General features: G+C 63.6%; 26 protein-coding genes. 14 read left to right on the top strand and 12 right to left on the bottom strand.

Going from position 1 to position 23,481, the window contains the following annotated elements:
* Nucleotide 1 precedes the first annotated feature (1 nt).
* Together JQ597_RS14155 and JQ597_RS14150 are read right to left on the bottom strand one after the other, a co-directional pair.
* The gene (locus JQ597_RS14155; RefSeq protein WP_212264875.1) at nucleotides 2-460 is read right to left on the bottom strand and encodes a tripartite tricarboxylate transporter TctB family protein; all 459 of its coding nucleotides are present in this window, start codon (nucleotides 458-460) and stop codon (nucleotides 2-4) included.
* Between the two features lie 31 nt (nucleotides 461-491).
* Complete coding sequence (locus tag JQ597_RS14150; protein ID WP_212264874.1) at nucleotides 492-1,475, bottom strand: Bug family tripartite tricarboxylate transporter substrate binding protein; 984 nt, start codon at nucleotides 1,473-1,475, stop codon at nucleotides 492-494.
* A gap of 205 nt (nucleotides 1,476-1,680) precedes the next feature.
* Here JQ597_RS14150 and JQ597_RS14145 point away from each other — a divergent pair, with 205 nt between their 5' ends.
* From JQ597_RS14145 to JQ597_RS14135, 3 genes are all read left to right on the top strand, one after another.
* The gene (locus JQ597_RS14145) at nucleotides 1,681-2,571 is read left to right on the top strand and encodes a LysR family transcriptional regulator (protein WP_212264873.1); all 891 of its coding nucleotides are present in this window, start codon (nucleotides 1,681-1,683) and stop codon (nucleotides 2,569-2,571) included.
* A 95-nt stretch (nucleotides 2,572-2,666) separates the two neighbouring features.
* Nucleotides 2,667-3,617 carry a 5-dehydro-4-deoxyglucarate dehydratase gene (gene kdgD, locus JQ597_RS14140; protein WP_212264872.1) on the top strand — a complete coding sequence of 317 codons (951 nt, stop codon included), beginning with the start codon at nucleotides 2,667-2,669 and terminating at the stop codon, nucleotides 3,615-3,617.
* A 76-nt stretch (nucleotides 3,618-3,693) separates the two neighbouring features.
* Complete coding sequence (locus JQ597_RS14135) at nucleotides 3,694-4,857, top strand: substrate-binding protein (protein ID WP_212264871.1); 1,164 nt, start codon at nucleotides 3,694-3,696, stop codon at nucleotides 4,855-4,857.
* A 46-nt stretch (nucleotides 4,858-4,903) separates the two neighbouring features.
* On the opposite strand, the gene JQ597_RS14130 is transcribed toward JQ597_RS14135, so the two are convergent.
* From JQ597_RS14130 to JQ597_RS14115, 4 genes are all read right to left on the bottom strand, one after another.
* Nucleotides 4,904-6,196, bottom strand: coding sequence for a TRAP transporter large permease (locus JQ597_RS14130; RefSeq protein WP_212264870.1), 1,293 nt, complete (start codon nucleotides 6,194-6,196; stop codon nucleotides 4,904-4,906).
* Nucleotide 6,197: 1 nt separating this feature from the next.
* The gene (locus tag JQ597_RS14125) at nucleotides 6,198-6,698 is read right to left on the bottom strand and encodes a TRAP transporter small permease (protein WP_212264869.1); all 501 of its coding nucleotides are present in this window, start codon (nucleotides 6,696-6,698) and stop codon (nucleotides 6,198-6,200) included.
* A gap of 105 nt (nucleotides 6,699-6,803) precedes the next feature.
* Nucleotides 6,804-7,799: a TRAP transporter substrate-binding protein gene (locus JQ597_RS14120; protein WP_212264868.1), complete on the bottom strand. Its 996-nt coding sequence runs from the start codon at nucleotides 7,797-7,799 to the stop codon at nucleotides 6,804-6,806.
* 86 nt (nucleotides 7,800-7,885) lie between these two features.
* Nucleotides 7,886-9,244, bottom strand: a complete 1,359-nt coding sequence (locus tag JQ597_RS14115) for an NAD(P)H-dependent oxidoreductase (protein ID WP_212264867.1) — start codon at nucleotides 9,242-9,244, stop codon at nucleotides 7,886-7,888.
* Nucleotides 9,245-9,531: 287 nt separating this feature from the next.
* Between JQ597_RS14115 and JQ597_RS14110 the strand changes: the two genes are divergently transcribed.
* Nucleotides 9,532-10,437 carry a LysR substrate-binding domain-containing protein gene (locus JQ597_RS14110; protein WP_212264866.1) on the top strand — a complete coding sequence of 302 codons (906 nt, stop codon included), beginning with the start codon at nucleotides 9,532-9,534 and terminating at the stop codon, nucleotides 10,435-10,437.
* 99 nt (nucleotides 10,438-10,536) lie between these two features.
* Here the strand turns inward: JQ597_RS14110 and JQ597_RS14105 are convergent, their stop codons facing one another.
* On the bottom strand, nucleotides 10,537-10,995 hold the full coding sequence (locus JQ597_RS14105; RefSeq protein WP_212264865.1) for an SRPBCC family protein: 459 nt from the start codon (nucleotides 10,993-10,995) through the stop codon (nucleotides 10,537-10,539).
* 118 nt (nucleotides 10,996-11,113) lie between these two features.
* Between JQ597_RS14105 and JQ597_RS14100 the strand changes: the two genes are divergently transcribed.
* The 7 genes from JQ597_RS14100 (at nucleotide 11,114) to JQ597_RS14070 (ending at nucleotide 16,220) form a co-directional block, all read left to right on the top strand.
* Nucleotides 11,114-12,199, top strand: a complete 1,086-nt coding sequence (locus tag JQ597_RS14100) for an adenylate/guanylate cyclase domain-containing protein (RefSeq protein WP_212264864.1) — start codon at nucleotides 11,114-11,116, stop codon at nucleotides 12,197-12,199.
* Between the two features lie 138 nt (nucleotides 12,200-12,337).
* Complete coding sequence (locus JQ597_RS14095; RefSeq protein WP_349628831.1) at nucleotides 12,338-12,703, top strand: ArsR/SmtB family transcription factor; 366 nt, start codon at nucleotides 12,338-12,340, stop codon at nucleotides 12,701-12,703.
* A gap of 12 nt (nucleotides 12,704-12,715) precedes the next feature.
* Entirely contained in the window at nucleotides 12,716-13,246 is a 531-nt protein-coding gene (locus JQ597_RS14090) for an SRPBCC family protein (protein ID WP_212264862.1), read from the top strand.
* Between the two features lie 54 nt (nucleotides 13,247-13,300).
* Nucleotides 13,301-14,047, top strand: a complete 747-nt coding sequence (locus JQ597_RS14085; protein WP_212264861.1) for a DUF899 domain-containing protein — start codon at nucleotides 13,301-13,303, stop codon at nucleotides 14,045-14,047.
* Between the two features lie 79 nt (nucleotides 14,048-14,126).
* On the top strand, nucleotides 14,127-14,393 hold the full coding sequence (locus tag JQ597_RS14080) for a hypothetical protein (RefSeq protein WP_212264860.1): 267 nt from the start codon (nucleotides 14,127-14,129) through the stop codon (nucleotides 14,391-14,393).
* Nucleotides 14,394-14,467: 74 nt separating this feature from the next.
* Complete coding sequence (locus tag JQ597_RS14075) at nucleotides 14,468-14,893, top strand: GFA family protein (protein ID WP_212264969.1); 426 nt, start codon at nucleotides 14,468-14,470, stop codon at nucleotides 14,891-14,893.
* Nucleotides 14,894-14,987: 94 nt separating this feature from the next.
* Complete coding sequence (locus JQ597_RS14070; RefSeq protein WP_212264859.1) at nucleotides 14,988-16,220, top strand: MFS transporter; 1,233 nt, start codon at nucleotides 14,988-14,990, stop codon at nucleotides 16,218-16,220.
* A 44-nt stretch (nucleotides 16,221-16,264) separates the two neighbouring features.
* On the opposite strand, the gene JQ597_RS14065 is transcribed toward JQ597_RS14070, so the two are convergent.
* From JQ597_RS14065 to JQ597_RS14045, 5 genes are all read right to left on the bottom strand, one after another.
* Entirely contained in the window at nucleotides 16,265-17,458 is a 1,194-nt protein-coding gene (locus JQ597_RS14065; RefSeq protein ID WP_249147845.1) for an amino acid ABC transporter substrate-binding protein, read from the bottom strand.
* A gap of 11 nt (nucleotides 17,459-17,469) precedes the next feature.
* Complete coding sequence (locus tag JQ597_RS14060; RefSeq protein ID WP_212264858.1) at nucleotides 17,470-18,120, bottom strand: hydrolase; 651 nt, start codon at nucleotides 18,118-18,120, stop codon at nucleotides 17,470-17,472.
* Nucleotides 18,121-18,146: 26 nt separating this feature from the next.
* Nucleotides 18,147-18,527, bottom strand: coding sequence for a nuclear transport factor 2 family protein (locus tag JQ597_RS14055; protein ID WP_212264857.1), 381 nt, complete (start codon nucleotides 18,525-18,527; stop codon nucleotides 18,147-18,149).
* Nucleotides 18,528-18,681: 154 nt separating this feature from the next.
* A complete protein-coding gene (locus JQ597_RS14050; RefSeq protein ID WP_249147844.1) occupies nucleotides 18,682-19,626 on the bottom strand; it encodes a helix-turn-helix domain-containing protein in 945 nt (314 codons plus the stop codon).
* 85 nt (nucleotides 19,627-19,711) lie between these two features.
* A complete protein-coding gene (locus JQ597_RS14045; protein ID WP_212264856.1) occupies nucleotides 19,712-20,149 on the bottom strand; it encodes a VOC family protein in 438 nt (145 codons plus the stop codon).
* Nucleotides 20,150-20,400: 251 nt separating this feature from the next.
* Here JQ597_RS14045 and JQ597_RS14040 point away from each other — a divergent pair, with 251 nt between their 5' ends.
* From JQ597_RS14040 to JQ597_RS14030, 3 genes are all read left to right on the top strand, one after another.
* Nucleotides 20,401-21,585 carry an aminotransferase class V-fold PLP-dependent enzyme gene (locus JQ597_RS14040; protein WP_212264855.1) on the top strand — a complete coding sequence of 395 codons (1,185 nt, stop codon included), beginning with the start codon at nucleotides 20,401-20,403 and terminating at the stop codon, nucleotides 21,583-21,585.
* Nucleotides 21,586-21,725: 140 nt separating this feature from the next.
* Nucleotides 21,726-22,076 (top strand): Lin0512 family protein, encoded by a 351-nt coding sequence (locus JQ597_RS14035; RefSeq protein WP_212264854.1) that lies wholly within the window; start codon nucleotides 21,726-21,728, stop codon nucleotides 22,074-22,076.
* Between the two features lie 69 nt (nucleotides 22,077-22,145).
* Complete coding sequence (locus JQ597_RS14030) at nucleotides 22,146-23,480, top strand: amidohydrolase (RefSeq protein WP_212264853.1); 1,335 nt, start codon at nucleotides 22,146-22,148, stop codon at nucleotides 23,478-23,480.
* Nucleotide 23,481: the final 1 nt, after the last annotated feature.

The following is a 23,481-nucleotide window of genomic DNA, read 5'->3' as shown; positions in this document are numbered from 1 at the left end:
GTCAGAACCATGCTCCAGGCCAGATCGGCACCGGCAAGGCCAACGCCTTGACGAAGAGCAGCACCGCGGCCGCCGAGAGCCCCAGCGCGAACAGCAGGGTTTCGATCGGCCGCGCTTCCCGCGTCGCCAGGCTTGCGATCAGGATCGCGGCAAAGGACGACAGCGCAAGGCCGAAGCGCGTTGCTGTCAGTGCGAACACGGCAACGGATGCCGTGATCGCGAGCAGGGGCTGCAGCCGGACCGGCGCGATCCCGACAAAGGGGCGGCGGAGCCCGCGGACACTGAACCAGAGCCCGAAGCCCAGTAGCATGATGGCGATGGCGCGCGGCATGTAGCCCGGCCCCATGTCGGCGGCATTGCCGCCCGACAAGGTGCGCGTCGCCGCCAGCGCGATTGCAGCGACAACGATCAGGAACAGGCCGAAGAGCAGGTCCTGCCAATCCGTTCGGCGGGCGTTCATCGCAAGCCTCGCATCGCACCTATCGATGGCGTCATTCGCCCTTGATGCCGGCTTCGCGAATGATGTCGCCCCAACGCTTTGTTGAATCCTTCAGCCAGGTCGCCATCGCATCCGTGCTGCCGGCGCGGACTTCGCCGCCCTGTTCGGCGATCTTGGCCTTGATCTCGGGTGTCTCCAGTATCTTGCCGATCTCGGCATTGAGTCGTGCAATCACTGCCGGCGGCGTACCGCTGGCCACGACGATGCCTTGCCAGGTGCCGAACTCGCCGCCGGGCAGCTTGGCTTCCTTGAACGTCGGCACGTCCGGCGCGGAGGGGACGCGGTTCTCGCCGGTGACCGCGAGGCCGATCAACTGCTTGTTATTCACGAAGGGAAGGGTGGCCGACGCGCCATTGATGAGGGCGCCGCTCTCGCCGGCAACGACGGCGCGGGTGGCCGCAGCACCGCCCTTGTAAGGTACGTGCTTGAACTGGATGCCGAGTTCCTTCTGCATCACCACGGCGGTGATGTGATTGGCGCCGCCGACGCCGGAGTTGGCGACGGCGAGTTTGCCGGGATTGGCCTTGGCATAGGCAATCAGTTCCGCCGCCGTCTTGACCGGGATCGATTCATGCACGGCCAGCACATAGGGGCCGAACATCACCATCGTGACGGGGGCGAGGTCCTTTTCGAGACTATAGGTCAGGTTCGAAAACAGGCTGGGCGCCGTCGTGAGCGATCCGAGATCCGTCAGCAGCAACGTCGTGCCGTCAGGCGTCGCCTTGGCGACGGTGTCGGCGCCGAGATTGCCGGACGCGCCGGGCTTGTTCTCGATCACCACGCTCTGGCCGATCGCCGCCGACAGTTTCGGGCTGATCAGCCGCGCCAGGATGTCGGAGGTTCCGCCGGGCGCGAACGGCACGATGATGCGCACCGGCCGGTCGAAGTTTTGGGCGTATGCAGCGCCGGGCAGTTGGCTGAGCAGGATGGCTGCGGCGGCGGCGAGGGCGGCGCGGCGCCCGAAACGTGGAAGCATGGTTTTTCCTCCGGTCGAATTCGCGCAAGCGCCTGCGGCGTCGCGCATCGCGGTCTTTGGCCGCGCTAATGGCACGATAGGCGATGACCGATCCAATAGCGAACTAGAATGAGGATGGTCCGATACCAATTTTGGATCAAATCGCGGACATGCGCTAGGCTAGCGAACTGGGAGCCGGTATGCGGCAATGAATAAAGGGAGTGGGATGTTCGAACTGAGTCAGGTGCGCTGCTTCGTGGCCGTGGCGGAGGAACTGCATTTCGGCCGCGCCGCTGCCCGGCTGAACATGACGCAACCACCGCTGAGCCGGCAAATCCAGATTCTCGAACGGATACTGGGTGTAAAACTGCTTCAGCGCGGCAATCGCCTGGTCCGGCTGACACCGGCCGGACAAAGCTTCCTGACTGAGGCGCGGCTGATCCTGAAGCTCACCGAAAGCGCGGCCTTGTTGGCGAGGCGCGTGGCGGAAGGCAAGGCCGGCTCGGTCAATATCGGCTTCACCGCCGCGTCTTCCTACAGCTATGTCCCCGAGCTGGTCGCGGCCTGCCGTCAGCAATTGCCTGACGTCGAGCTGATCCTCAAGGAAATGGTCAGCGGCGACCAGCTCAAGCGTCTCGGTGCCGGCGAAATCGATATCGGCCTGTTGCGGCCGCCGATCCCGCGCACCGGCCTGCAGTTTTTCCGGGTCAAGGCCGAACGGATGATCGCGGCGGTGCCGGCCGGGCACAAGCTCGCCGGGGCGACGACGATTGATCTCAGGGATCTCGCGGCCGAACCGTTCATCACATATGCTCCCTATGAAGCCCGTTACTTCCATGACCTGCTGGTGGAGCTTTTCTCGCGCGCAGCATTGGCGCCGGTCTATGTCCAGCACCTCGCGCAGATCCATTCGATCCTGGCCATCGTGCAAGCCGGCGTCGGCGTCGCCCTGGTGCCGGAAGCGGCCGAGAAACTGCAGTTCAGGGGCGTCGCCCTGCGTCCGCTGGCGGACGACCAGCAGCGGGCGGCCGAACTCTACTTCGTCTGGCGGGACGACAACGACAATCCGCTGTTGCCGGTGATCGCGGCGATCGCCCGCGATCTTGCCGGCGCCTGAACCATCCAATCAATGGATCATTCGATCCAGCAATTGGTCTGCGGCGGCATCAGTCCCGGTCTACTCCTGAGGTCTTCACAGCGAGGATCGCAGCGATGAGCAGAATGACCCCGAAGGAAATGGCACTGACGATCGGCAACGGGCTGCTGTCGTTTCCCGTCACGCCGTTCGACGCAGCCAACAAATTTGACGCCGCGCGCTATCGCTCGAATCTCGACTGGCTGTGCAGCTATGAGGTGGCCGGTCTGTTCGCGGCCGGCGGCACCGGCGAATTCTTCTCGCTGACGCCGGCGGAAGTGGTCGACGTCGTGGCAACCGCCGTGCAGCAGACCGCCGGCCGCGTGCCGGTACTGGCCGGCGTCGGTTACGGCACGGCGATGGCGACGGAACTTGCCGCCGCTGTCGAGCACGCCGGTGCGGACGGCATCCTGCTGCTGCCGCCTTACCTGGTTTTCAGCGAGCAGGCGGGGCTGGCTCATCATGTCGAGGCGGTGTGCAAGGCGACCAGCCTTGGCGTCATCGTCTACAACCGCGACAACGCCATCCTTACCGAGGACACGATCGCAAGACTTTGCGAACGCTGCCCGAACCTTGTCGGGTTCAAGGACGGCGTCGGCGACATCGAACAGATGACGCGGATCTATCTGCGCATGGGGGACCGGCTGACCTATGTCGGCGGATTGCCGACGGCCGAAACCTTCGCGCTGCCTTATCTCGAAATGGGCGTCACGACCTATTCCTCCGCCGTGTTCAACTTCGTGCCTGAGTTCTCGACCAAATTCTACGCGGCCGTGCGGCGGCGCGACCGCGAGACCGTCCAGGCGGGCTTGCGCGATTTCATCATGCCGCTGCTCGCGATCCGCAACCGCAAGCGCGGGTATGCGGTCTCGATGATCAAGGCCGGGATGAAAGTGATCGGTCGCGATTCCGGCCCGGTGCGCTCGCCGCTGACCGACCTGACGTCGGGAGAGGTCGAGGAACTTTCGGCGCTGGTAAGCCGGTTGAAAGCAAGTGAATTCACGCGCCGGTCGCTCGCCGCCGCCTGAGTTCGTGCGGCTGCACGCCTAACAAATCCCTTGTAGGCTCGTCCGCAACCGATTCTCGGTTGCGGAGGGGACGCGTATGGCGTTGCGGTCGATCAAACGCATGGCGCTCGCGCTGCTGGTATGTGGCGTAGGCTTCAGCCCTTCAACAGGCGCCGATGCCGCCGAACCGATCCGCATCGGCGCGGTGCTGCCGTTTTCCGGCGGCGTTGAGCTTTACGGCCAGCAGGCCAAGCTCGGGCTCGACCTCGCGGCCAAGGAGATCAACGCGGCGGGAGGTGTTCTCGGCAGACCGATTGAAGTGATTTACGCCGACGACAAGACGAGGCCGCCCTCCGCCGAGGACGCGATGCGCAAGTTGCTCGCCGATGGCGTTGTCGCGGTAGTCGGCCCCGTCACCTCGGCGAACCTGAATGCGATCGTGCCAATCGCCGAGAACCTGAAGACACCGCTGCTCTACGCCACCAATTTTGAAGGCGGCAAGTGCAGCCGTTATGTCTTCTCGTTCTCGACCGTGCCCAACCAGGACATGGGCCAATTACTGCCCTACATGAACCAGACCTTCGGCAATACGTATTTTCTGCTGGGCGCCGACCGGGTCTGGCCGCACCAGATGTTCGATATCGCAAAACCGCTGATTGAGAAGCTCGGCGGCAAGGTCGTCGGCACGCAATATACGCTGGGCACCGAGACGGATTTCACCCCGCTGATCGCGCAGGTGGCGGCGGTCAAACCGAAGGTGCTGCTGTTCGCGCTGAAAGGCGACGGCATCGATTTCATCCGGCAGGCCGACGAGCAGGGGTTGTTCAGGGAAACCACGGTCGCATTCCTCGGGTTGTCCGAAATCGATCTCGGCATTTTCCGCGGCAAAGGCCAGAACATGTATACGGCGGTGCCTTCGGTCGCCACCAGCGACGATCCCGCCATCAAGGCCTTCGTCGGCAAGGTTCGCTCTGAGGCCGGCGCCGACGTCCTGGTGTCGAACTATGTCATGACCCACTACAACACGCTGATCGCGCTCAAGGCAGCGATCGAGAAGGCCGGCAAGGTCGACAAGGAAGCCATCATCGACGCGATGGCGGGGCTGGTCTTCGCATCGCCGACCGGGCCGGTGACGATCGACCGGAACCACTATGCGACGATGAACATGTTCATCGCCAGGACGCAGGGGAACGAACTCGTCACGGTCCGCGCGCTCGGCCAGATCGCGCCGCAGCCGGGGTGCAAGCTGGCGGATCGCTAATGCGGAGGCGCTCTATCGAGCACCTCCAAAGGCTCCGCCGCTGCCGCTACTGGCCGTAGCCCACAAGCAGTTTCGGTAGCCACAATACCGTCGCGGGAAACAGCGAGATGATGATCAGCACCGCGACCCCGGCGCCCAGGAAGGGGCCGAGTTCACGGCTCTCCTCTTCCAGCTTCACGCCGGCGAAGTTGGCGCAGATGTAGAGCAGGATGCCGACCGGTGGCGTGATCAGCCCGAGGCAGAGGTTGAACACCATCACCAGTCCGAAATGGACGAGGTCGATGCCGACGGCCTGGACCACCGGCACCAGCACCGGGATCAGAATGAACATCGCCGGCAGCGGCTCCATGAAGATGCCGATGATGAGCAGGAAGACGTTGATCATCATCAGGATGATCGTCGGATCCGAGGAGAGGGAGCCGATCCAGACCGCGAGTGCGCGCGGCGTGCCCGACACCGCGAGCAGCCAGCCGAAACCCGAAGACAGCGCGATGATGAACATCACCAGCGCGGTGTCGAGGGCGGTCTGGATCAGGATCGGCCAGATCGTCCTGAGGCTGAGCTCCCGGTAGACGAAGAAGCCGATGAAGGCGGCGTAAACCACGGCGATGGTGGCGCTTTCGGTGACCGTGACGATGCCGCCGGTGACGCCGATCAGGATGATCACCGGCATCATGAGCGCCCAGCTTGCCGGCAGGAAGAGCCGCGGAATCTGCCGGATCGGCACGGCTTCCGAGACCGGGTAATTGCGCGTCACCGAAATCCAGTAGGCCGCGACCATCAGCGACAGCGCAAGCAGGACGCCCGGCACGATGCCGCCGAGGAACAGCGCGATGATGGAGACGCCCTTTCCTGCGGATAGCCCGTAGATGACCAGCGGAATCGAGGGCGGGATGATCGGTCCGTTGACGCAGGCCGACGCCATTAGCGCCGCGGCGAAACCGCCGCCATAGCCCTGTTTCTTCATCGCCGGGATCAGCACCTTGCCGAGCGCCGAGGCGTCGGCCGCCGCCGAGCCCGACAGGCCGGAGAAGATCATCGCCGCCGTCACCGAGGTCAGCGCCAGACCGCCGCGGAACCGGCCGACCATGGCGTTGGCGAGGCTGATGATCTGGTGGGTGATGCCGCCGCCATTCATCAGGTTTCCGGCCAGGATGAAGAAGGGGATTGCGAGCAGCGCGTAGGAATCGGCGCCGACCAGCGTGCGCTGCGCCAGGATCGACATCGGCAGCGAGCCATGGGTCAAGATCGCGCCGATAGTGGCGAGCCCCATCGCGAAGGCAATCGGCACCGACAGGGCGAGCAGCAGGAAGAAGCCGCCGATCAGAACGGTGCTCATCTCAGAAATCCCCCGCGAAGCCGTCAGGCTGCCGCTTGGAGGGATCGACGATCTTCTCGATGAAGTAGAGCATCATCATCGCGCAGGAGACCGGCGCCGAGAAATAGAAGAAGGCCGGGGTGATATCGAGCGCGCCATAGGTGTTGGGCAGGACGTCGATCGAGAGTTTCAGGCTGTAGATGAACAGCACGATGATGAAGGTCAGGTTGGCGAGTTCGATCACCCAGAACATCACCTGCTGGGCGCGTCCCTTGAGCATGCCGATGAACATGTCGACGCCGATATGCAGCTTTTGCCGGTAGAGTACCGCCGCGCCGATGAAGGTGATCCAGATGAACAGGATGTTGGAGACCTGCTCGACCCAGGCAATCGGTGCGTTGATGACATAGCGCCACCACACGGCGGCGAGGGTGATCAGCACGATCGCCGCGACGCAGAGCCCGAGCGCGAACTTGGCGATCTCGGTGATGCCGTCCGATAGCCTGCCGATGAGCGCCTTCATGCGGGATGCTCCGCTGTCAAACAACAATTGCCCGCCCCGGACGCGCTCACGCGCCGCCTCGGCCGTGGACCGAAGCGGTGCGCGTCCGCAGCGGGTCTGAACGCATCAGGCGATCTGGCCGATGCGGTCGGCCCATTTCTTGCCGGCCGGAAACTCGGTGGTCAGGCCCTTCACGGTCGCCGTGAAGGCCGCCTTGTCGACCTCGGAGATCACGATCTTCTTGGCCTTGATCAGTTCCAGGATGCGAACGTCGTCGCCGATCACCTTCGGCCGCATCTCGGCTTCCATGTCGCGCGCGGCCTGGTCGACGGCCTGGCGCAGCTCCGGGCTCAGTTTCTGGTAGGCCTGTTCGCTCATGACGACGCAGTTGTCCTGCATCATGTGCTCGGTCAGCGACAGATGGGTGTTGGCGTCGAAGATGCCGGAATTGTAGGTCAGGCCCATCGGGTTCTCCTGGCCGTCGATCACGCTCGACTTCAGGGCCTGGAAAACTTCGGGGAAGGGAAGCGGGGTAGGCGAGGCGCCGAACAGCTCGAAGGTGCGGCGCCAGAGCGCGGTTTCCGGCACGCGGATTTTGAGCCCCTTCATGTCGGCTGGCACTTTCACCACCCGGTTGCAGGAGAGCATGCGCGGCATGCGCGGGATCGCGCCGAGCGGCCGCAGCTTGGAGGTCTTGGCGATGTCATCCTGATATTCGGCGCGCATCGTGTCCCACACGCGATCCTTGTGGGCGACGTCCTTGAACAAATAGGGATGGGTCCAGACCTCTGCCGGGCGGTACCAGCCGGCGACCACACCCTGGCCCGGCGTTGCGATCTGGATCGCGCCCTGGAGGACGGCCTCGACATGCTCGCGTTCGCCGCCGAGCGCGCCGCCGTGGTGGCCGGTGATTTCGATCTGGCCCTTGCTCAGTTCGGCGACGCGCTTGCTGAAGAAATCGAGGCTGATGCCGATGAAATCCTGCTGCGAGGCTGCGCTGGCGCCGATCCAACTGAGCTTCTGGGCCCTGAGCACGCCCGGCATGCCGATCAGCGCCGCGCTGGTCGCGAGCCCGCCGAGCATGGCGCGGCGGGATAGATAGCTTCGTCCCTTGGTCGTCATGGTTAGTCCTCCTCGGTTGTGGTTCGGCCCGTTGTTCGGGCTCTGGGGCGATGGCGGGGCGCAACGGCGCCCCGTCATGAAGTCGGTCAGGCGACGCGGGTGTTGGGGCGCGCGAAGGCCGCCTCCATCTCGCGCCGGACTTTTACGGCGAGATTGGCGGGGTCGTACGCGACGTCGCTCCATTTCAGGCGCTGGCCTTCGGCGATGTCGGTCTTGAGCTTGACGTTGTGGGCGAGGCCGAGCGGCAGATAACCTTCATCGAGCGAAGCCGAGGCGGGCGTCTGCTTGCCCCATACGCAGAAGCCGCCTTCGCCGTCGAGCATCTCGCCGGCCTTGAGCGCGCGCTTGGCGGTGGCGACGACATCCGAGTTGAACATGATCGGCGCGCCGGTCGGCTCCTTGCGCAGAGCGGCGGAGGCGACCGAGATGCCCAGTTCCAGCCCGATCATGTGGATCGGCCGGTACAGGCAGGAGTATTTGCCGGTCTTGTCCGGCAGCATGCTGTACTCGCGGAAGCACTCCTCGCTATAGGCGCTGTCGCTCTCGAAGACGACATAGGTCCCCATGACCAGGCTGTTGGCGACATCGGTGCCGTCGCGATAGACGGAGGAGGTGACCTCGGTAACGCCACTGCGCTCCAGAACGCCGCCGTCCGATTTCGGCTTGCATATCTCGGCATGCTCGAAACGTGTCGCCGGCGGGAAGGAGAGGCCGTTGGCCTGCGCGTGAAGGCCGGTCGCGTTGCAGACGGCGGTCATCTCGATGCCCGACTTGGTGCCGTCGACGAAGCTGTTGAACATCTTCGGATTGATCGAGTTGCGATCCTTGATCTTCATGTACTTGTCGAGAATGTCCCAGACCGTGTCGGGGGTCGACTGGTGATAAGTCGGGTGGTAGCGCGTGCCCTTGCCGGCCGACACCACCTTGAAGCCTGCCGCGCGCGCCCAGTCGACATGGTCGGCGATCAGCGCCGGCTGGTCGCCCCAGGCGAGCGAATAGACAACGCCGGCCGCGTTCGCCTTGCGGGCCAGGATCGGGCCGGCGACGGCGTCGGCTTCGACGTTGACCATGATGATGTGTTTGCCGTGCTCGATTGCTTTCAGCGCGAAACGGATGCCGGCGCCGGGATCGCCCGTCGCTTCGATGACGACCTCGACTCCGGGATGGGTGACCAGCTTGTCACCATCGTCGGTGATATGCGTCGCGCCATTCTTGAGCGCGTCCTCGATCGAGGCGGCGGCATATTGCTCCTGCGGCCAGCAGGCCAGCTGCAACTGCGAGCGGGCGCGCGCGGTGTTGAGGTCAGCGACGCCGACGATGTGCATGCCGTCGGTGTTGCGGGCCTGCGAGAGGAACATCGTTCCGAATTTTCCGGCGCCGATGATGGCGACCGTGACCGGCCGTCCGGCCGCCTTCCGTTCCAGGAGCATGCGATGCAGGTTCATGTTGGTGCGCCTTCCGCCTTCGGCCGATCGACGATCGGGCCAGCCTCATCCAGTGAGGAATCGACGGAAACAGCGAGTGCCGTGCCGCGTACCAGGCGGCATACAGCGACCACCAGGGGCTTGCGCCGCCTGCCGGTCTTCGCCCCCCACGATGGCGGGTGACGTCTCTTCCCGATCGCTAGCAGCTTCTTTTGATGAGCTGCATTCCTCATTCATGCGTGCTAGCATGGGCAAATGGGGCAACAAAAGCGAATAAGGATGCCTGAATCGATGAGCTATATTCGTCAATGATTGGCGAGTTGCCGCCCCTGCAGTGGCTGCTGACCTTCCGCGCCGTGATGGAAACCGGCAGCTTTGTCGGTGCGGCCAGGCTGTTGAACCTGACGCCTTCTGCGATCAGCCATCAGATGCGCGCGCTGGAAGGCACGCTGGGGCGCCCGCTGTTCCTGCGCGTCAAGCGAACCGTCATCCCGACGGAGGAGGCGCTGACCTACAGCGCATCGATAGGCGAGAGCTTCGCCCGGCTCGTGACCGCAACCAGCCGCGTCGCCTCCGGCGCCGGCGTGCGCCGACTGCCGATCCACGCCTCGCCAAGCTTCGCGACGCTTTGGCTGGTGCCACGGCTCGGCCAGTTCCTGCGCGAGCACCCGGCGATCGACATTGCGCTCTACGCCAGTCACGAGCCGGCGCGGCTCGGCCAGGACGGCATCCTGGTCGATATCCAGTATGCGCGTCCGGTGCCGGAATCCTGCGAGGCGGTGCCGCTCGTCGAGGAGTTGATCGTGCCGCTGGCGAGCGCAGGCTTCGTCGCCGAGCATCGGTTGACGAGCCCTGCCGATATCGCCCGCGTGCCGCTGATCCACTCGCTGCGTTGCGTGGTGCCGTGGGACCAATGGTCGGCCAGGCACGCGCGGCTGGTGCCGCTCAATCCGCGCGGCCTGCAATTCGACCGGGCCCATCTTGCGCTTGCTGTCGCGGCAGACGGGCTTGGCCTCGCTCTCGAATCGACCTTGCAGGCGGGTGACCATCTGCGCCGGGGCGCATTGACGATGCCTTTCGGGCCGCTCGGCATTCCTGCCGTCGCTCACCGGCTGCTCTATCGCCGCGAGGACCGCGCCAACCCGGAAATCATCGCCTTTGTTGATTGGATCACCGGCATGCTGGCGCAGGAACGTCATTTCGAGTGGCGCTGACGACGAAACTCAGCGCTCGGAATCTCGGAATCGTTTCACGCTGGCGTGCCGCAATTTGAAATAAGCAGGAAATGAGATTGGCGTGCAGGGTAGGCGACATCAAGCAACGTCGCGCGTGCCGTTCGGGCCCCGATCGGGACCAGGATCTTGACCGGCGGCGGCTGAGGTCAGCCGGCCGAGATAATGCGCCCAACCCTTGTCATGGCTGGCGCGGGTTGTCTCGTTGGGAAGGCCACTGTGCGTCATGCGCAGCAGCGTGCCGCCATCCTGTTCTATCAGATCGATTTCGATCAGGCTTGATCCCGGCGGCACCTCGTCGTTGGTTTCCCAACCAAAACTGTAGGCGAGGCGGTGCACCGGCACGACCTCGCGGAAGGCGCCGCGCGCGGTGGCGCTGCCAACGCCTTTCAACAGATAGAGCCCGCCCGGATGCATCTCCGTCGTCGCCTCGGTCCCCATCCATTGCACGATCTTGTCGGGATCGGTGAGGAAGGCGAACACGCTGGCGCGTGGTGCCGCAATGTGGGTCTCGCGCTGGACGACGAACGCTTCAGTCATCGAAAACCTCGTTGCTCGTTGGCATGAAGAAGGTGCAACCGATGCGAAGATATGCCCGCGCGCGGATTTACCAAGGGCGGTTGATGACAATGACGCGCCGCTGCCACATGATCGGCCCATGCAACTCAATTCGACGCTGACATGGTTGGTCGATGCGGCGGGCGCTTCACCGGGTGCGGACCGGTTCCTTGCCGAACTCGGTGCGCATTTGATCGCTGATAATCTGCCGCTCGTCGGCGGCGCCCTGACGCTCGCGGTTCCGCATCCGATCATTGCGCGCCGCACCTGGTTGTGGCGAGCCGAGAACGGCGAGGTGATCGAGGCGGTGGGTTTTGCGCCGGCAGATGCAGCACAGAATCATTCCGCTGGCGATGCCGGCTGGCGTTGGCTGGCCGGGCTCGCGGGCGGAATGGTGCATGAAGACGTCGTGGGGCCGGGACCGGATGGACCGGTGCTCTCATGGATCGGGCCGCGTCAGTTCACGGCAACAGAGATCGCCCGGTTGCGTGAGGTCGCCCGTTTTGCCGCGGCACCACTTGCAGCACTTTCAGCGCGCGCGACGCTGACCGCAACGCTCGAGGCCTATCTTGGCCGGCGCAGTGCGGCACGCGTTATGGCGGGACCGCTACGGCGCGATGTCGGCGAAACCATCCGTGCCGCGTTGCTCTATGCGGATCTGCGCAGCTTCACCGCGCTGTCCGAGACTTCGCCGCCGGCTTCCGTCATCACCGCGCTCGATGCCTGGTTCGATTGCATGGCCGGCGCCGTTCACGCCTTCGGCGGCGAGGTGCTGAAATTCATCGGCGACGGCATGCTGGCGATCTTTCCAGTCACTGGGGAAAATCTCGGCGATGCCTGCAACGCGGCGCTTCGTGCCGTCACATCCGCGCAAGCCGGGATGGCGCATCTTGATGGGATCAGGCGAGAGCAGGAGTTGCCATCGCTGGCGTTTGGCGCCGCGCTGCATCTCGGCGAGATCCTTTGGGGCAATGTCGGTGCGGCGGACCGGCTCGATTTCACCGCGATCGGTCCCGCCGTCAATCTGGTCAGCCGGCTCGAGGGACTTTGCCGGCCGCTCGGCCGAACGGTTTTGATTTCCGGCGCAGTCGCTCGTGAGACCACCGCAAAACTGATCCCGCTGGGAACGCATCCTCTGCGCGGCATCGCCGCGCCCTGCGACGTCTACACCGTGCCGGACGGCTAGTTGGCGACCTGACAAAGGCTGCACAACACAAAATCGCGAAAACAACCCCATGCAAAGTAAGAATAGGCCACCGGAACCCCCGCGGAACCCATCACGAAGAAGTTAAACCGATCGGTTGACAATCCGTTTCAGGCGACTATGTTAAACCACATGGTTGAACAACACGCTCATTTGGACGCCGTCTTTCATGCCCTTGCTGACCCGACGCGGCGGGCCATGCTCGGCCAGCTCGCGGAACGCGAACTCACGATCGGGGAGCTGGCGACCCCGTTCAGCATGAGTTTTGCGGGCGCCTCGAAACACGTGCGGGTGCTGGAGAACGCTGGCCTCGTGACGCGCACGATCCAGGGCCGCACCCATCTCTGCCGCCTGCAAGCGGCGCGGCTTGCGGAGGCCAATGAGTGGCTGCGGCGTTATGAGCGCTTCTGGAATGAAAAACTCGACACGCTGGAATCCCTGTTGCGCGCCGAAGACGAAGCGGCGGCAAAGAAAAGCAAGACGTGAAGGAATAGAACGATGGATGCGAAGACACCCGATGCGTACGGCGCGCTGATCGAACCGACGACGCTGAAAATCCAGCGGCTGTTGCCCGGTCCGATCGAGCGCATCTGGGCCTATCTCATCGACAGCGACCTGCGCCGCAAATGGCTGGCGGCAGGCGCGATGGAGATGAAGATCGGCGCACCCGTCGAATTCGTCTGGCGCAACGGCGAGCTCAACGATCCGCCAAGCCCGCGGCCGGCCGATTTCCCCGAAGAGCACCGCATGCAAAGCCGGATCACCGAACTCGATCCGATGCGCAAGCTTTCCATCGCCTGGAACAACAGCGGCGACGTGACGTTTGAATTGGAGCCAAGGGGGCAGGGCGTGCTGCTGACGGTGATCCATCGCCGTCTGCCCGATCGCTCGACCATGCTCAAGGTCAGCGCCGGCTGGCATATGCATCTCGATGTCCTGGTCGCACGCGCATCCGGCAAGGAGCCGGCGCCGTTCTGGGAAGGCTGGAGCAGGCTGCGAGACGAATACGACCGGCGGCTTCCGGCCTGACACTGCAGCACGACGCGTAACGCAACAAGCATCGCAACCAACAGGAGGCTAGCTATGACTCTAGCAATGGAGACTCATGTCGTTTCGGCAAAGGAGTGGGAAGCTGCGCGCCAGCAGATGCTCGTGAAGGAAAAAGCCAATACCCGCGCCCGTGACGCGCTGGCGGCCGAGCGCCGGCGGATGCCGTGGATGGCCGTGGAGAAGAGTTACGCGTTCGAAGGACCCGGCGGCAGAGTGAGCCTGGTCGACCTGTTCGATGGCCGCCGCCAGCTGATCGTCTACCGCGCGTTCTACGAGCCCGGCGTGCATGGCTGGCCCGAGCAAGCCTGCCGCGGTTGCTCCATGGTGGCCGACCAGGTCGCCCACGTCGCCCATCTGAACGCCCGCGACACCACGCTCGTCTTCGTTTCGCGCGCGCCGCAGGCGGACATCGCGCGGCTGAAAAAGCGGATGGAATGGGATATGCCCTGGTACACCGTCACCGACAGCTTCGACAAGGACTTCGGCGTCGACGAATGGCACGGCACCAACGTGTTCATCCGCGATAGCAACAAGGTCTTCCGGACCTACTTCATCAACAACCGCGGCGATGAGCAGATGGGCGGCACCTGGAACTACCTCGACATCACGCCGTTCGGCCGCCAGGAGGTCTGGGAGGATTCTCCGGAAGGCACGCCGCAGACGCCAACCTACAAATGGTGGAACTGGCACGACAGCTACGTCCCGGACGCCGCGCCCGACAAAAAGTGGGCCGAGGTGTCGGACGCCGGCGAGGCCGCCATGCGCAAGCAAAGCGGCTAATCCGGCGAGGTCAGCCACCGCTCGCGCAGGTGCTGTGCGAGCGGAAGCAGCCAGGTAGCAGTAACGCAGGAGAAGGACCATGAGTGAGACGCATGGCGTCGCACGCAGCACCGGCGCGATTCCTCGTAACAACGGCAACGCGGCCGCGACCGGCGCCGCCGAATTTCTGTACCTCGCGGCCGCGCCGACCTTCGCGATCATGGCGTTGCTGACTGCCGTCCTTGGCGGGGGAGCGGTGGAGGCGTTGTGTTCGCCGGCGTCACCGCTGAGCGGAATGGTCCCGATGTATTTGCTGATGAGCGCCTTTCATCTGGCGCCATGGCTGAAGCTGATTTCTCGCCGGTGAAATGGTGTTGCCCGGTGCTGATCCTGCTCTCGAAATCCAGATTACCTCGCATCACCCCCACGAAAAGGAACAACATGAGCAAAGCTTTTACCGGCGGCTGCGCCTGCGCCGCGATCCGTTATGAAATTTCCGGCGAACCGGCCTTTATGAATCACTGCCAATGCCAGGATTGTCAGCGCAGGAGCGGCACCGGGCACGGCTCCTATCTGACCTTCATGGGCAGGAAGGGCGTGAAGCTGGAAGGCCAGGCGGCGCATTGCGACGTCGTCGGCGACAGCGGCAATGTGAAGACGCACAGTTTTTGCCCGGCCTGCGGGTCGCCGGTGTATCTGACTTTTGCTGCCATGCCGGATCTCTTCACCGTGCACGCGGCAAGCCTCGACGATCCCGGCCGCTTCAAGCCGCAGGCCGTCACCTACGGAATACGTGGCCACGCCTGGGACGATCTCGATCCGGCATTGCCGAAATTCGACAAGATGCCACCTGCTGCCAGTTCCTGAACCGGCCATATGCTCTAAAATATTATCCTGATCATGTCGCCTTTGGCGCTTCTCAAACGTCTTGAACCGAGAAGCGCCAAAACGGAGATTTGTAATGGACCATTCTCGCTATCGTTGGGTGATCGTCGTGGCCGGCGGCACGCTGGGCTGCGTCGCGGCCGGGGCGATGTTTTCCCTGCCGGTGCTGCTGCAATCGATCACGCGGGATACCGGCTGGTCGGTCGCAGGCGTATCGAGCGCGATGACGATCGGTTTCCTGGCCATGGCGTGCTGCAGCATGCTCTGGGGCAGCCTGTCCGACCGCTTCGGACCGCTGCCGGTGGTGCTGACGGGATCATTGGTGCTGGCCGGAAGCCTCTTGCTCGCCAGCGTGGCGACTTCGCTGCTCGCGTTCCAGTTCATCTTCGGCGTTCTGGTCGGCGGCGCCATTGCCGCGATCTTTGCGCCGATGATGGCCTGCGTCACCGGCTGGTTCGATACAAATCGCAGTCTCGCGGTCTCATTGGTGTCGGCCGGCATGGGAATAGCGCCCATGACCATGGCGCCGCTGGTGGCCTGGCTGGTCTCGGTCCACGACTGGCGAACGACGCTGCAGATCGTGGCTGGTATCGTTGCCGTGATCATGATTCCGGTATCGCTGTTGGTGCGGCGCCCGCCGGCGCTCGCGGCGGCCAACGCCCCAGCTCTGGCAAACGGCGAGCAGCAAACCGAGATGTCGGTAGGCGAGGCGGTGCGTTCGCCGCAGTTCGCGATCCTGCTGCTGACGAATTTCTTCTGCTGCGCCACCCATTCGGGTCCGATCATCCACACCGTCAGCTATGCCGTCAGCTGTGGCATCCCGCTGATCGCGGCGGTTTCGATCTACAGCCTCGAGGGGCTCACAGGGCTCGGCGGCCGTGTCGCGTTCGGCATCCTCGGCGACAAATTAGGCGCCAAGCGCGTTCTGGTCGCGGGATTGCTGGTGCAGGCCTTCGGCGCGCTGGCCTATGTGTTCGTCCGCGACCTTGCCGGCTTCTATGCTGTCGCGGCGGTGTTCGGATTCATCTATGCCGGCACGATGCCACTCTATGCTGCAATCGCGCGCGAGAATTTTCCGCTGAAGATGATGGGCACCGTGATCGGCGGGACCGCGATGGCCGGCAGCCTCGGCATGGCCATGGGCCCGGTGGCCGGCGGTCTGATCTACGATACCCTTGGCAGCTACACGTGGCTCTATGTCGGCTCCTGGGCCATGGGACTTGGCGCGTTCCTGATCGCGATGACCTTCAAGCCGTTCCCCAAGGCGAACGCCAACGCGCAAGCGGCGCAGGTGCCGGCTTCGGCATAATCGGATAAGCAAACCCGGGGCGCTGTTGGCGCGCCCGGGCCTGGCTAGGCGAAAGCGAGTGCGGCGGCGTAGGGAAAGCGAAGATCACCGGAAGCGAAGCCCGGTGGTGAAACCACGATTTGCCGCGACCCGTTGCGGAATTGGCTGACATCGTGGCCGGATATTCCCTGGAATTGGACCTGCAGAACCCGTGGTTCTGCCCATTCGCCTTTTGCGCCGAACTTGATATCGCCCATCACGGTGTGAAACGTCGCGGCGCGGGTGTATGCCGCAAAGCTTGAATCGTCGAAGCCACCGGTCGCTTCGACCGCCTGCGTCACCACCTGCATCTGGGCATAGGCGAGCGGTGCCATGTAATGTCCGAGGAGATCGACGCCAGCTTCGCCAGCGCGCGCCTGGTAGGTGTTCAGCATTTCCTGAACGCCGGGAAGCATCCGCTTCGGGATCGGCACCCAATATTCGTAGTTCACGAAGCCGTTGAGCAATGGTCCGAGCGTGGTTTTCACCGCCGTGTTCTGCGGACCGATCATGGCGCCGCCGACCATTTTGGGGCGAAAGCGATGTCCGTGGATGGTTCGCACGAGGCCGATCGAGTCGGCGAGGTAGGAGCAGAGAAACAGCAGATCGCAATCGGTTGCGGCGACCGCGTCGATCACAGGTGTGAAATCGTCAGTGGTCAGCGGATAGGTGGCCTCGTGGACGATCCGGAAACCGTACTTTTCGGAATTCGCCTTCGCACCGAGGACAGGATTGCGCGAGAACTCGGCGTCCGCAGAAACCAGCGCCACCGTGGCAGGCTTGGGCTTCTGCTCTGCGGCGAGCGCAAAGAACCCTTCGGTGAGGGCGGCGTTCGGATCAGGGCCGGTCGGAATCATCGCGAAGTAGTTCGGATAGAGCAGCGCGTGGTTGACGCCGAGACCCATCAACCCGACGAAAAAGCGCTGCCGCTCCATGATGGCAGGCATCGCTGGCAATATGGTGTTGGTGCCGTAGCCGCCGATGACGAGATCGACGCGATCATCGTCCAACAGACGTCGGTATATGCCGGGGACGCGCGAAGCGTCCGCGCCATCGTCGTAGCAGATCAGTTCGACGGGACGGCCGAGCAGCCCACCCCGTCGGTTGATGTCCTCGCGCCATATCTCGTGGGCGAGCCGGGCCGATTTGCTGTTGTCGGCGACCGGACCGGTCAATGACAGGGCGTAGCCGATACGGATTGGCGCTGGCGTGATGGGCATGGCGTCGCTCTTCAGACGCCGGCCCCGGCGCGACCGGCGAGCAACTGCAGTTCCCAGGCCAGCGCGACAGCGCTGGCGCCGCCATGTTCGAGAACGACGGCCGCGACGCCGGCCGCGGTCTTCTCGCGCGCCCAGTCGCGCTGCCATTCGCCCAGCACCGCAAGCCAGGTGATCGGCACCGCGCCGGCGGCGACCATGCGGCGCACCGCCATGTCGTGGGCTTCCAGCGAGACGCCGCCTGATGCATCGGTGACGATGAAGACGTCATACCCTTCGGCGAGCGCCTGGATCGCCGGCATCGCAAGGCAGATCTCGGTGTAGAGCGCGGCCAGCACCAGCTGCTTGCGCCCGCTCTTCTTGACGATGTCGGTAACCTTTGGGTCTTCCCAGGTGTTGATGAAGGTGCGGTCGATCGGTTTCTGCTCGGGGAACACATCCTGGAGACCCTTGATGATATAGCCGCCGCGCTCTTCGATCACTGTGGTCAGGATCGTCGGCACGTCGAACACTTTCGCCGTCTTGGCGAGACCGATGACGTTGTTGATGATCATCGTCGGCTCGTGGCTGTTCAGATTGGTGAACTGGTACGGCTGATGGTCGATCAGCACCAGGATGCTGTCTTCCGGGCGAAGCAGGGCGTCGAGGCCGGTCTTGGCAGGCATGAATACTCCTTGGAATGTGCAGGCGCTCAGGCGCCGGTGGGATCGAGAAAGACGTGGAGGGATTGGATTCGGCCGCCTTCGATCTTGGCGACATCGGTTCCGGTTACTGCGGCGGGACCATCGGGTGGACCGGACCGCCAGCGCAGCCGTCCCATGGCGTGATGACCGACAGCGGGACCAACCGAAGTGAAGACGAAATTGGGCGGCAGGTTCGCCAGCAATGCTTCCACCGCCTGACTGATGGCGGCATGGCCGGTCGCCGCGGCATCCGGTGGTTCATACAATGTCGCGTTGTCGGCATAGAGTTCGGTGACGGCTTTGAGCCGGCGCGAGGCGTCGCGCTCGCCGAACACCCGCGCGAGGTTCGCCTGCATCAGGCTGTCATAGTCGATGGATTGAGCGGTCATCTGCTGCGTTCCGGGGGTGAGAAATTCCGGAAGGCGGGTGTCGTCACGCACTCAAGGCAGCTCGCCCGCCTGTCCGGTCGGGCGACTATTTATTCTGCCGTGTGGGAAAGGCACTGTTCGATTCTGCTGCCGGCAGTTCAAAACTGCTATGGGCTCAGTTTTTTCGGTCGTATCGCCACGCCGCCGGTGTCGCGCCGGTGAGTTTCCGGAACGTGCGCCCGAAATGTACCGCGTCGGCAAAACCGGTGGCTTCAGCCACGTCGTCGAGCGAAGCGCTGGTATCGATTAGCAGCGCCTGCGCGCGCCGGATGCGGGCGTCGAGCTGCCAGCGGTAGGGCGCCATCCCGGTCGAAGCCTTGAACGCCCGGCTGAACTGCGACTGCGACAGGCCCGCCAGCTCTGCCAGACGCGCAAGTTCAACACGCCCCGGCAAATGCGCGTTAAGATATTCGATGACGCGCTGAAGCTGGTGGGGTGCCAACCCCTTGGCATCCGCGCCCGGTGCAGGTGGATCGGCGAACAGCCGCGCCGCGATCGCCGCGACCAACCCATCGCCATAGAGTTGCGCCGACGGATCGGGATCGTTCACCGCGTCGGACAGCAGCCTGACCAGGGTCCATATTCGATCATCAGCAAAGCGCAACCGCGGCGCAGTACTCGCATCGGCGTTGAAGCCGGTGGCCAGCCGCTCACCCAATACCGCAAGGTCGAAGCTCAGGGTGGCGTCTTTCACAATGCGCGCGTCGGCGTTGTAGCCCCACATCTCTAGACCCGCCGGCGCGAAGTGCATGTGCCGGGGCATATAGTCGATCGGGCAGGGCTGATCTTCGCGCAGGCGTGGTTCGCAGTGGCCTCCGACCTCTTCCAGCACCACGCTGAGGCGGGTTTCGGTCTGGTGGCGGAGCGGATGAACCACCCGGCCGGCGCAATGATACTCGCTGACGTCGACGCTCACGCCGTTCCACGCGCGCTGCGCGACCGCCAGGCTCAGCACGTTCTCCGGCAACGAGGTCAGGTGGTCGGCACGGGTAAGCAGGTCGATATCCTCCGATATGCGCCTGATATCATAACACACCCCCTCCGCCGCGGCAGCATTCAACCCGCCCCGTATCTATGGATGGGCCCGGGCACGTATTAGCGCGCCCGGGCTCGTTGTCACCTTGATCACCTTGCGGTGTCAGGGATCAGCCGGCAAACGCCTTGTCGAGATCGGCAATAACGATCTTTCGCATCTTCATCATGGCCTGCATGGCGCGATCGGCCTTCGTGCGATCGGGATCGCCGAGGTAACGACCGAGTGCCGTAGGGATCACCTGCCAGGACAGGCCGAATTTGTCCTTGAGCCATCCGCATTGCGATTCCTCGCCGCCATCGGCGGTCAGCCTGCTCCAGAAATAGTCCACCTCTTCCTGGGTCTCGACGCTGATGAAGAAGGAGACCGCCTCGTTGAACCTGTACTTGGGGCCGCCATTGAGGGCGTTGAACTTCTGCCCCTCGAGTTCGAAACTCGCCATGAAATCATTGACGACCTCGACCTTGGCGTTGGGAAACACCGATTTGTAGAAGGCGACGGCCGCGGGGACGTTGTTGTCGAACCAGAGGAACGGCGTGATGGAAGTCATGACGGATGTCCTTGTCGGTTGGGATGAAATGGCAGGCTCGGTGTTTTGGAGGGAAAAGTGGTCCGGGCAGGGTCGACAGGCAGATCAGCGAGGATTATTGGGCCTTCGTCGGCGTGGGCTCATCGGGTGGACGAACGAGGGGACGGGATTCCGACAGGGTCTGTTTCTTTTTTTCGCTATGCCAGATCCACCGCTCCGGGGACACGGCTGGTCTGGTAGGCTTCCCCGGTTCGTCTGAAACCGGATTGCTCATGTCCATTGATCTTGAACGCCTTCGCGCTGAGACACCCGGTGTTGTCAGCCGTGTCCATCTCAACAATGCCGGCGCCGGCCTGATGCCCTTGCCGGTGCTGCAGGTGATGACAGACTACCTCAGGCGAGAGGCCGAGATCGGGGGGTACGAGGCGGCCGCCGAGGCTGCACCACGCCTTGACGGCGTCTACGACAGTGTTGCCGGTCTGATCGGCGCCGCCAGGGATGAGATCGCGCTGACCGAAAATGCCACTGTGGCGTGGCAAATGGCCTTTTACGCCCTGCCACTGCGCGCCGGCGATCGCATCCTGACCGCGCGGGCCGAATACGCGGCGAATTACGTTGCGTTTCTGCAGGTCGCCAGGCGCACGGGGGCGGTGATCGAGATCATCCCTGATGACGCAAACGGCGTGCTGGATGCGGAAGCGCTGGAGCGGATGCTCGACGAGCGCGTGCGTCTGATCGCGATCACCTGGGTGCCGACGAATGGCGGCCTGGTGAATCCTGCGGCTGACGTCGGCCGCATCGCACGGGCGCACGGGATTCCCTATCTGCTCGACGCGTGTCAGGCCGTTGGACAGATGCCAGTCGACGTAGCGGCGCTTGGCTGCGACATGCTTTCGGCGACTGGACGCAAGTTCTTGCGCGGTCCGCGCGGGACGGGATTCTTGTATGTGCGTCGCGAACTGCTGGGCAAGCTCGAGCCACCGATGATCGATCATTTTGGAGCGCCGTGGGTGGCGCCCGATCGCTACCAGCTTCGGCCTGACGCCCGTCGCTTCGAGACCTGGGAGAACAACTACGCCGCAAGATTAGGGCTCGGTGTCGCGGTGGACTATGCGCAAGCGATCGGAATCGAGCCGATTGCCGCGCGTTGCCGGACGTTGGCCGGCCTGCTGCGCACCGGGCTTGGCCAGATTCCGGATGTAACGGTCCATGACCTCGGACCGCATCCGGCGGCGATCGTGACATTCTCCGTCCCTGGCTTTGGGGCCGATGCGGTGAAGACGCATCTGGCCGGCGCGGGGATCAATGTCAGCACGTCGGACCCTGCGAGCACGCTGCTCGACGCGAAGCGGCGCGCATTACCTTCGATCGTGCGCGCCTCGCCTCACTATTATAATACGGAGGACGAAATCGATCGTCTGACGACGGCTGTTCGGAAGCTCAGGGATCGCCAGTGATCAGTTTGCGAATCCCGCCGCGTCAAGAAGGAGCGGATTGCTTGGTCGCTTTCGGTCGGCCGCTTGCGTTCGGACCGCCATGGCGCGAAACTCTGCGCCAAGACTGATATCCCCCGCACTCCAACGAAAGCAAAAACCTGATGGCACGCGTGCGCTGTATTACCGAAATGGGCATGGGCGTTGATGTTCATGGCCGCGACGCCACCAAGGCCGCGAAGCGCGCGGTCTCGGACGCGATCCGCCATTCCAGCCTCGGCTTCTTCCGGATGCTGGGCAAGACCGCTAACGATATGTACGTCGATGTCACCATCGCCGTGCCGAACCCCGAGGCGGTGGATACCGCGGGGGTCGCCAAGGAATTGCCATATGGCACCAAGACCGTGAAGGCGATCGCGGGCGGGCTCGAGATCCCGTCCGATCTGGGCAACGATCCTATCCTGATCGCCAACGCTGCCGTGATCGTGAGCTTTGACGACGGTAAAACCGGCTAGACACCCAACAAGCCGTCGTCCAAGCTGCCGATAAGAACAACACCGGGGAAACAAGGGAGCGTCACCGCCATGAAGCACTCTGTCAAATCCTTGCTCGTGTCCGCGGCGCTCTGCGCCCTCCCGCTCTGGCCCGCACATGCCGAGTTGGACGTTCCCGCTCTCAAGGCCGCAATCGAAAAATCGTTCGAGGCGGACTATCCAAAACTCGATGCGCTCTACAAGGACCTCCATGCCCATCCTGAGCTCGCCTTTCAGGAGGTAAAGACCGCGGCAAAACTCGCCGCCGAGATGCGCGCGCTTGATTTTGAGGTCACCGAGAAGGTCGGCAGGACCGGGCTGGTTGCGATCTACAAGAACGGTGACGGCCCCACCATTCTGGTGCGCACCGAGCTCGATGCGCTGCCGATGGAGGAGAAGACCGGCCTCGACTATGCGAGCCGCGAAAAGACCACCTGGAACGGCCGGGAGACGTTCGTCGCGCATAGCTGCGGCCACGACATCCACATGGCGAACTGGGTCGGAACGGCCAAGACACTGGTAGGCCTGAAGGACCAGTGGAAGGGCACGCTGATGTTCATCGCGCAGCCGGCCGAGGAAATCGTGCAAGGCGCGAAGGCCATGCTGGATGACGGCCTGTTCACGCGATTTCAGAAGCCCGATTTCGCCTTTGCCCTGCATGCCGGCGGCGTTCCCTACGGCAATGTCAACTATCGCGTCGGTGTCGGCTCATCCACTGTCGACGGCCTCTATATCAAGTTCCGTGGCCGCGGCGGTCACGGTGCGATGCCGCAGCTGACCATCGATCCCGTGATGATGGCGGCGCGCTTCATCGTCGATGTGCAGAGTGTGATCAGCCGCGAAAAGGATCCGACCGAATTCGCGATTGTCACCATTGGGTCGATCCATAGCGGCACGGTCGGGAATATCATCCCGGATGAGGCAACGCTGCTGGGGACGATTCGTACCTTCAAGCCCGCGGTGCGCAACAAGTTAGTGGCGGGTATCGAACGGGTGGCGAAGGCCGCCGCTGCGATGTCGGATGCGCCGCCACCGGAGATCAATATCGCGGAGGGCACCAAGGCCGTGATCAACGATCCTGGCGTGGTCGCGACCGCCGAGAAAGTGCTCAAGGCGGCGTTCGGCGAAAAATTGAGGCAGACGCCGGCGAACACGACAAGCGAGGATTTTTCCGAGTTCGCCGGAGCCGGGGTGCCGTCGATGATGTTCAATATCGGCGTCTACGAGCCTGAACGATGGATGGCGGCAAACAAGGCCGGTACGCCGCTGGCGGGCAATCATTCACCGCTGTTCGCGCCGGTGCCGAAGCCGACTATCCAGACCGGCATCACGGCGTTGACGCTCGCCGTGCTCAGCGCGTTCGATCAGCATGCAAGGGGCAAATAAA

Source organism: Bradyrhizobium sp. AUGA SZCCT0177 (assembly GCF_018130125.1).
In the GTDB taxonomy this organism is placed as follows: domain Bacteria; phylum Pseudomonadota; class Alphaproteobacteria; order Rhizobiales; family Xanthobacteraceae; genus Bradyrhizobium.
This window is presented reverse-complemented; position numbering and strand designations above follow the sequence as displayed.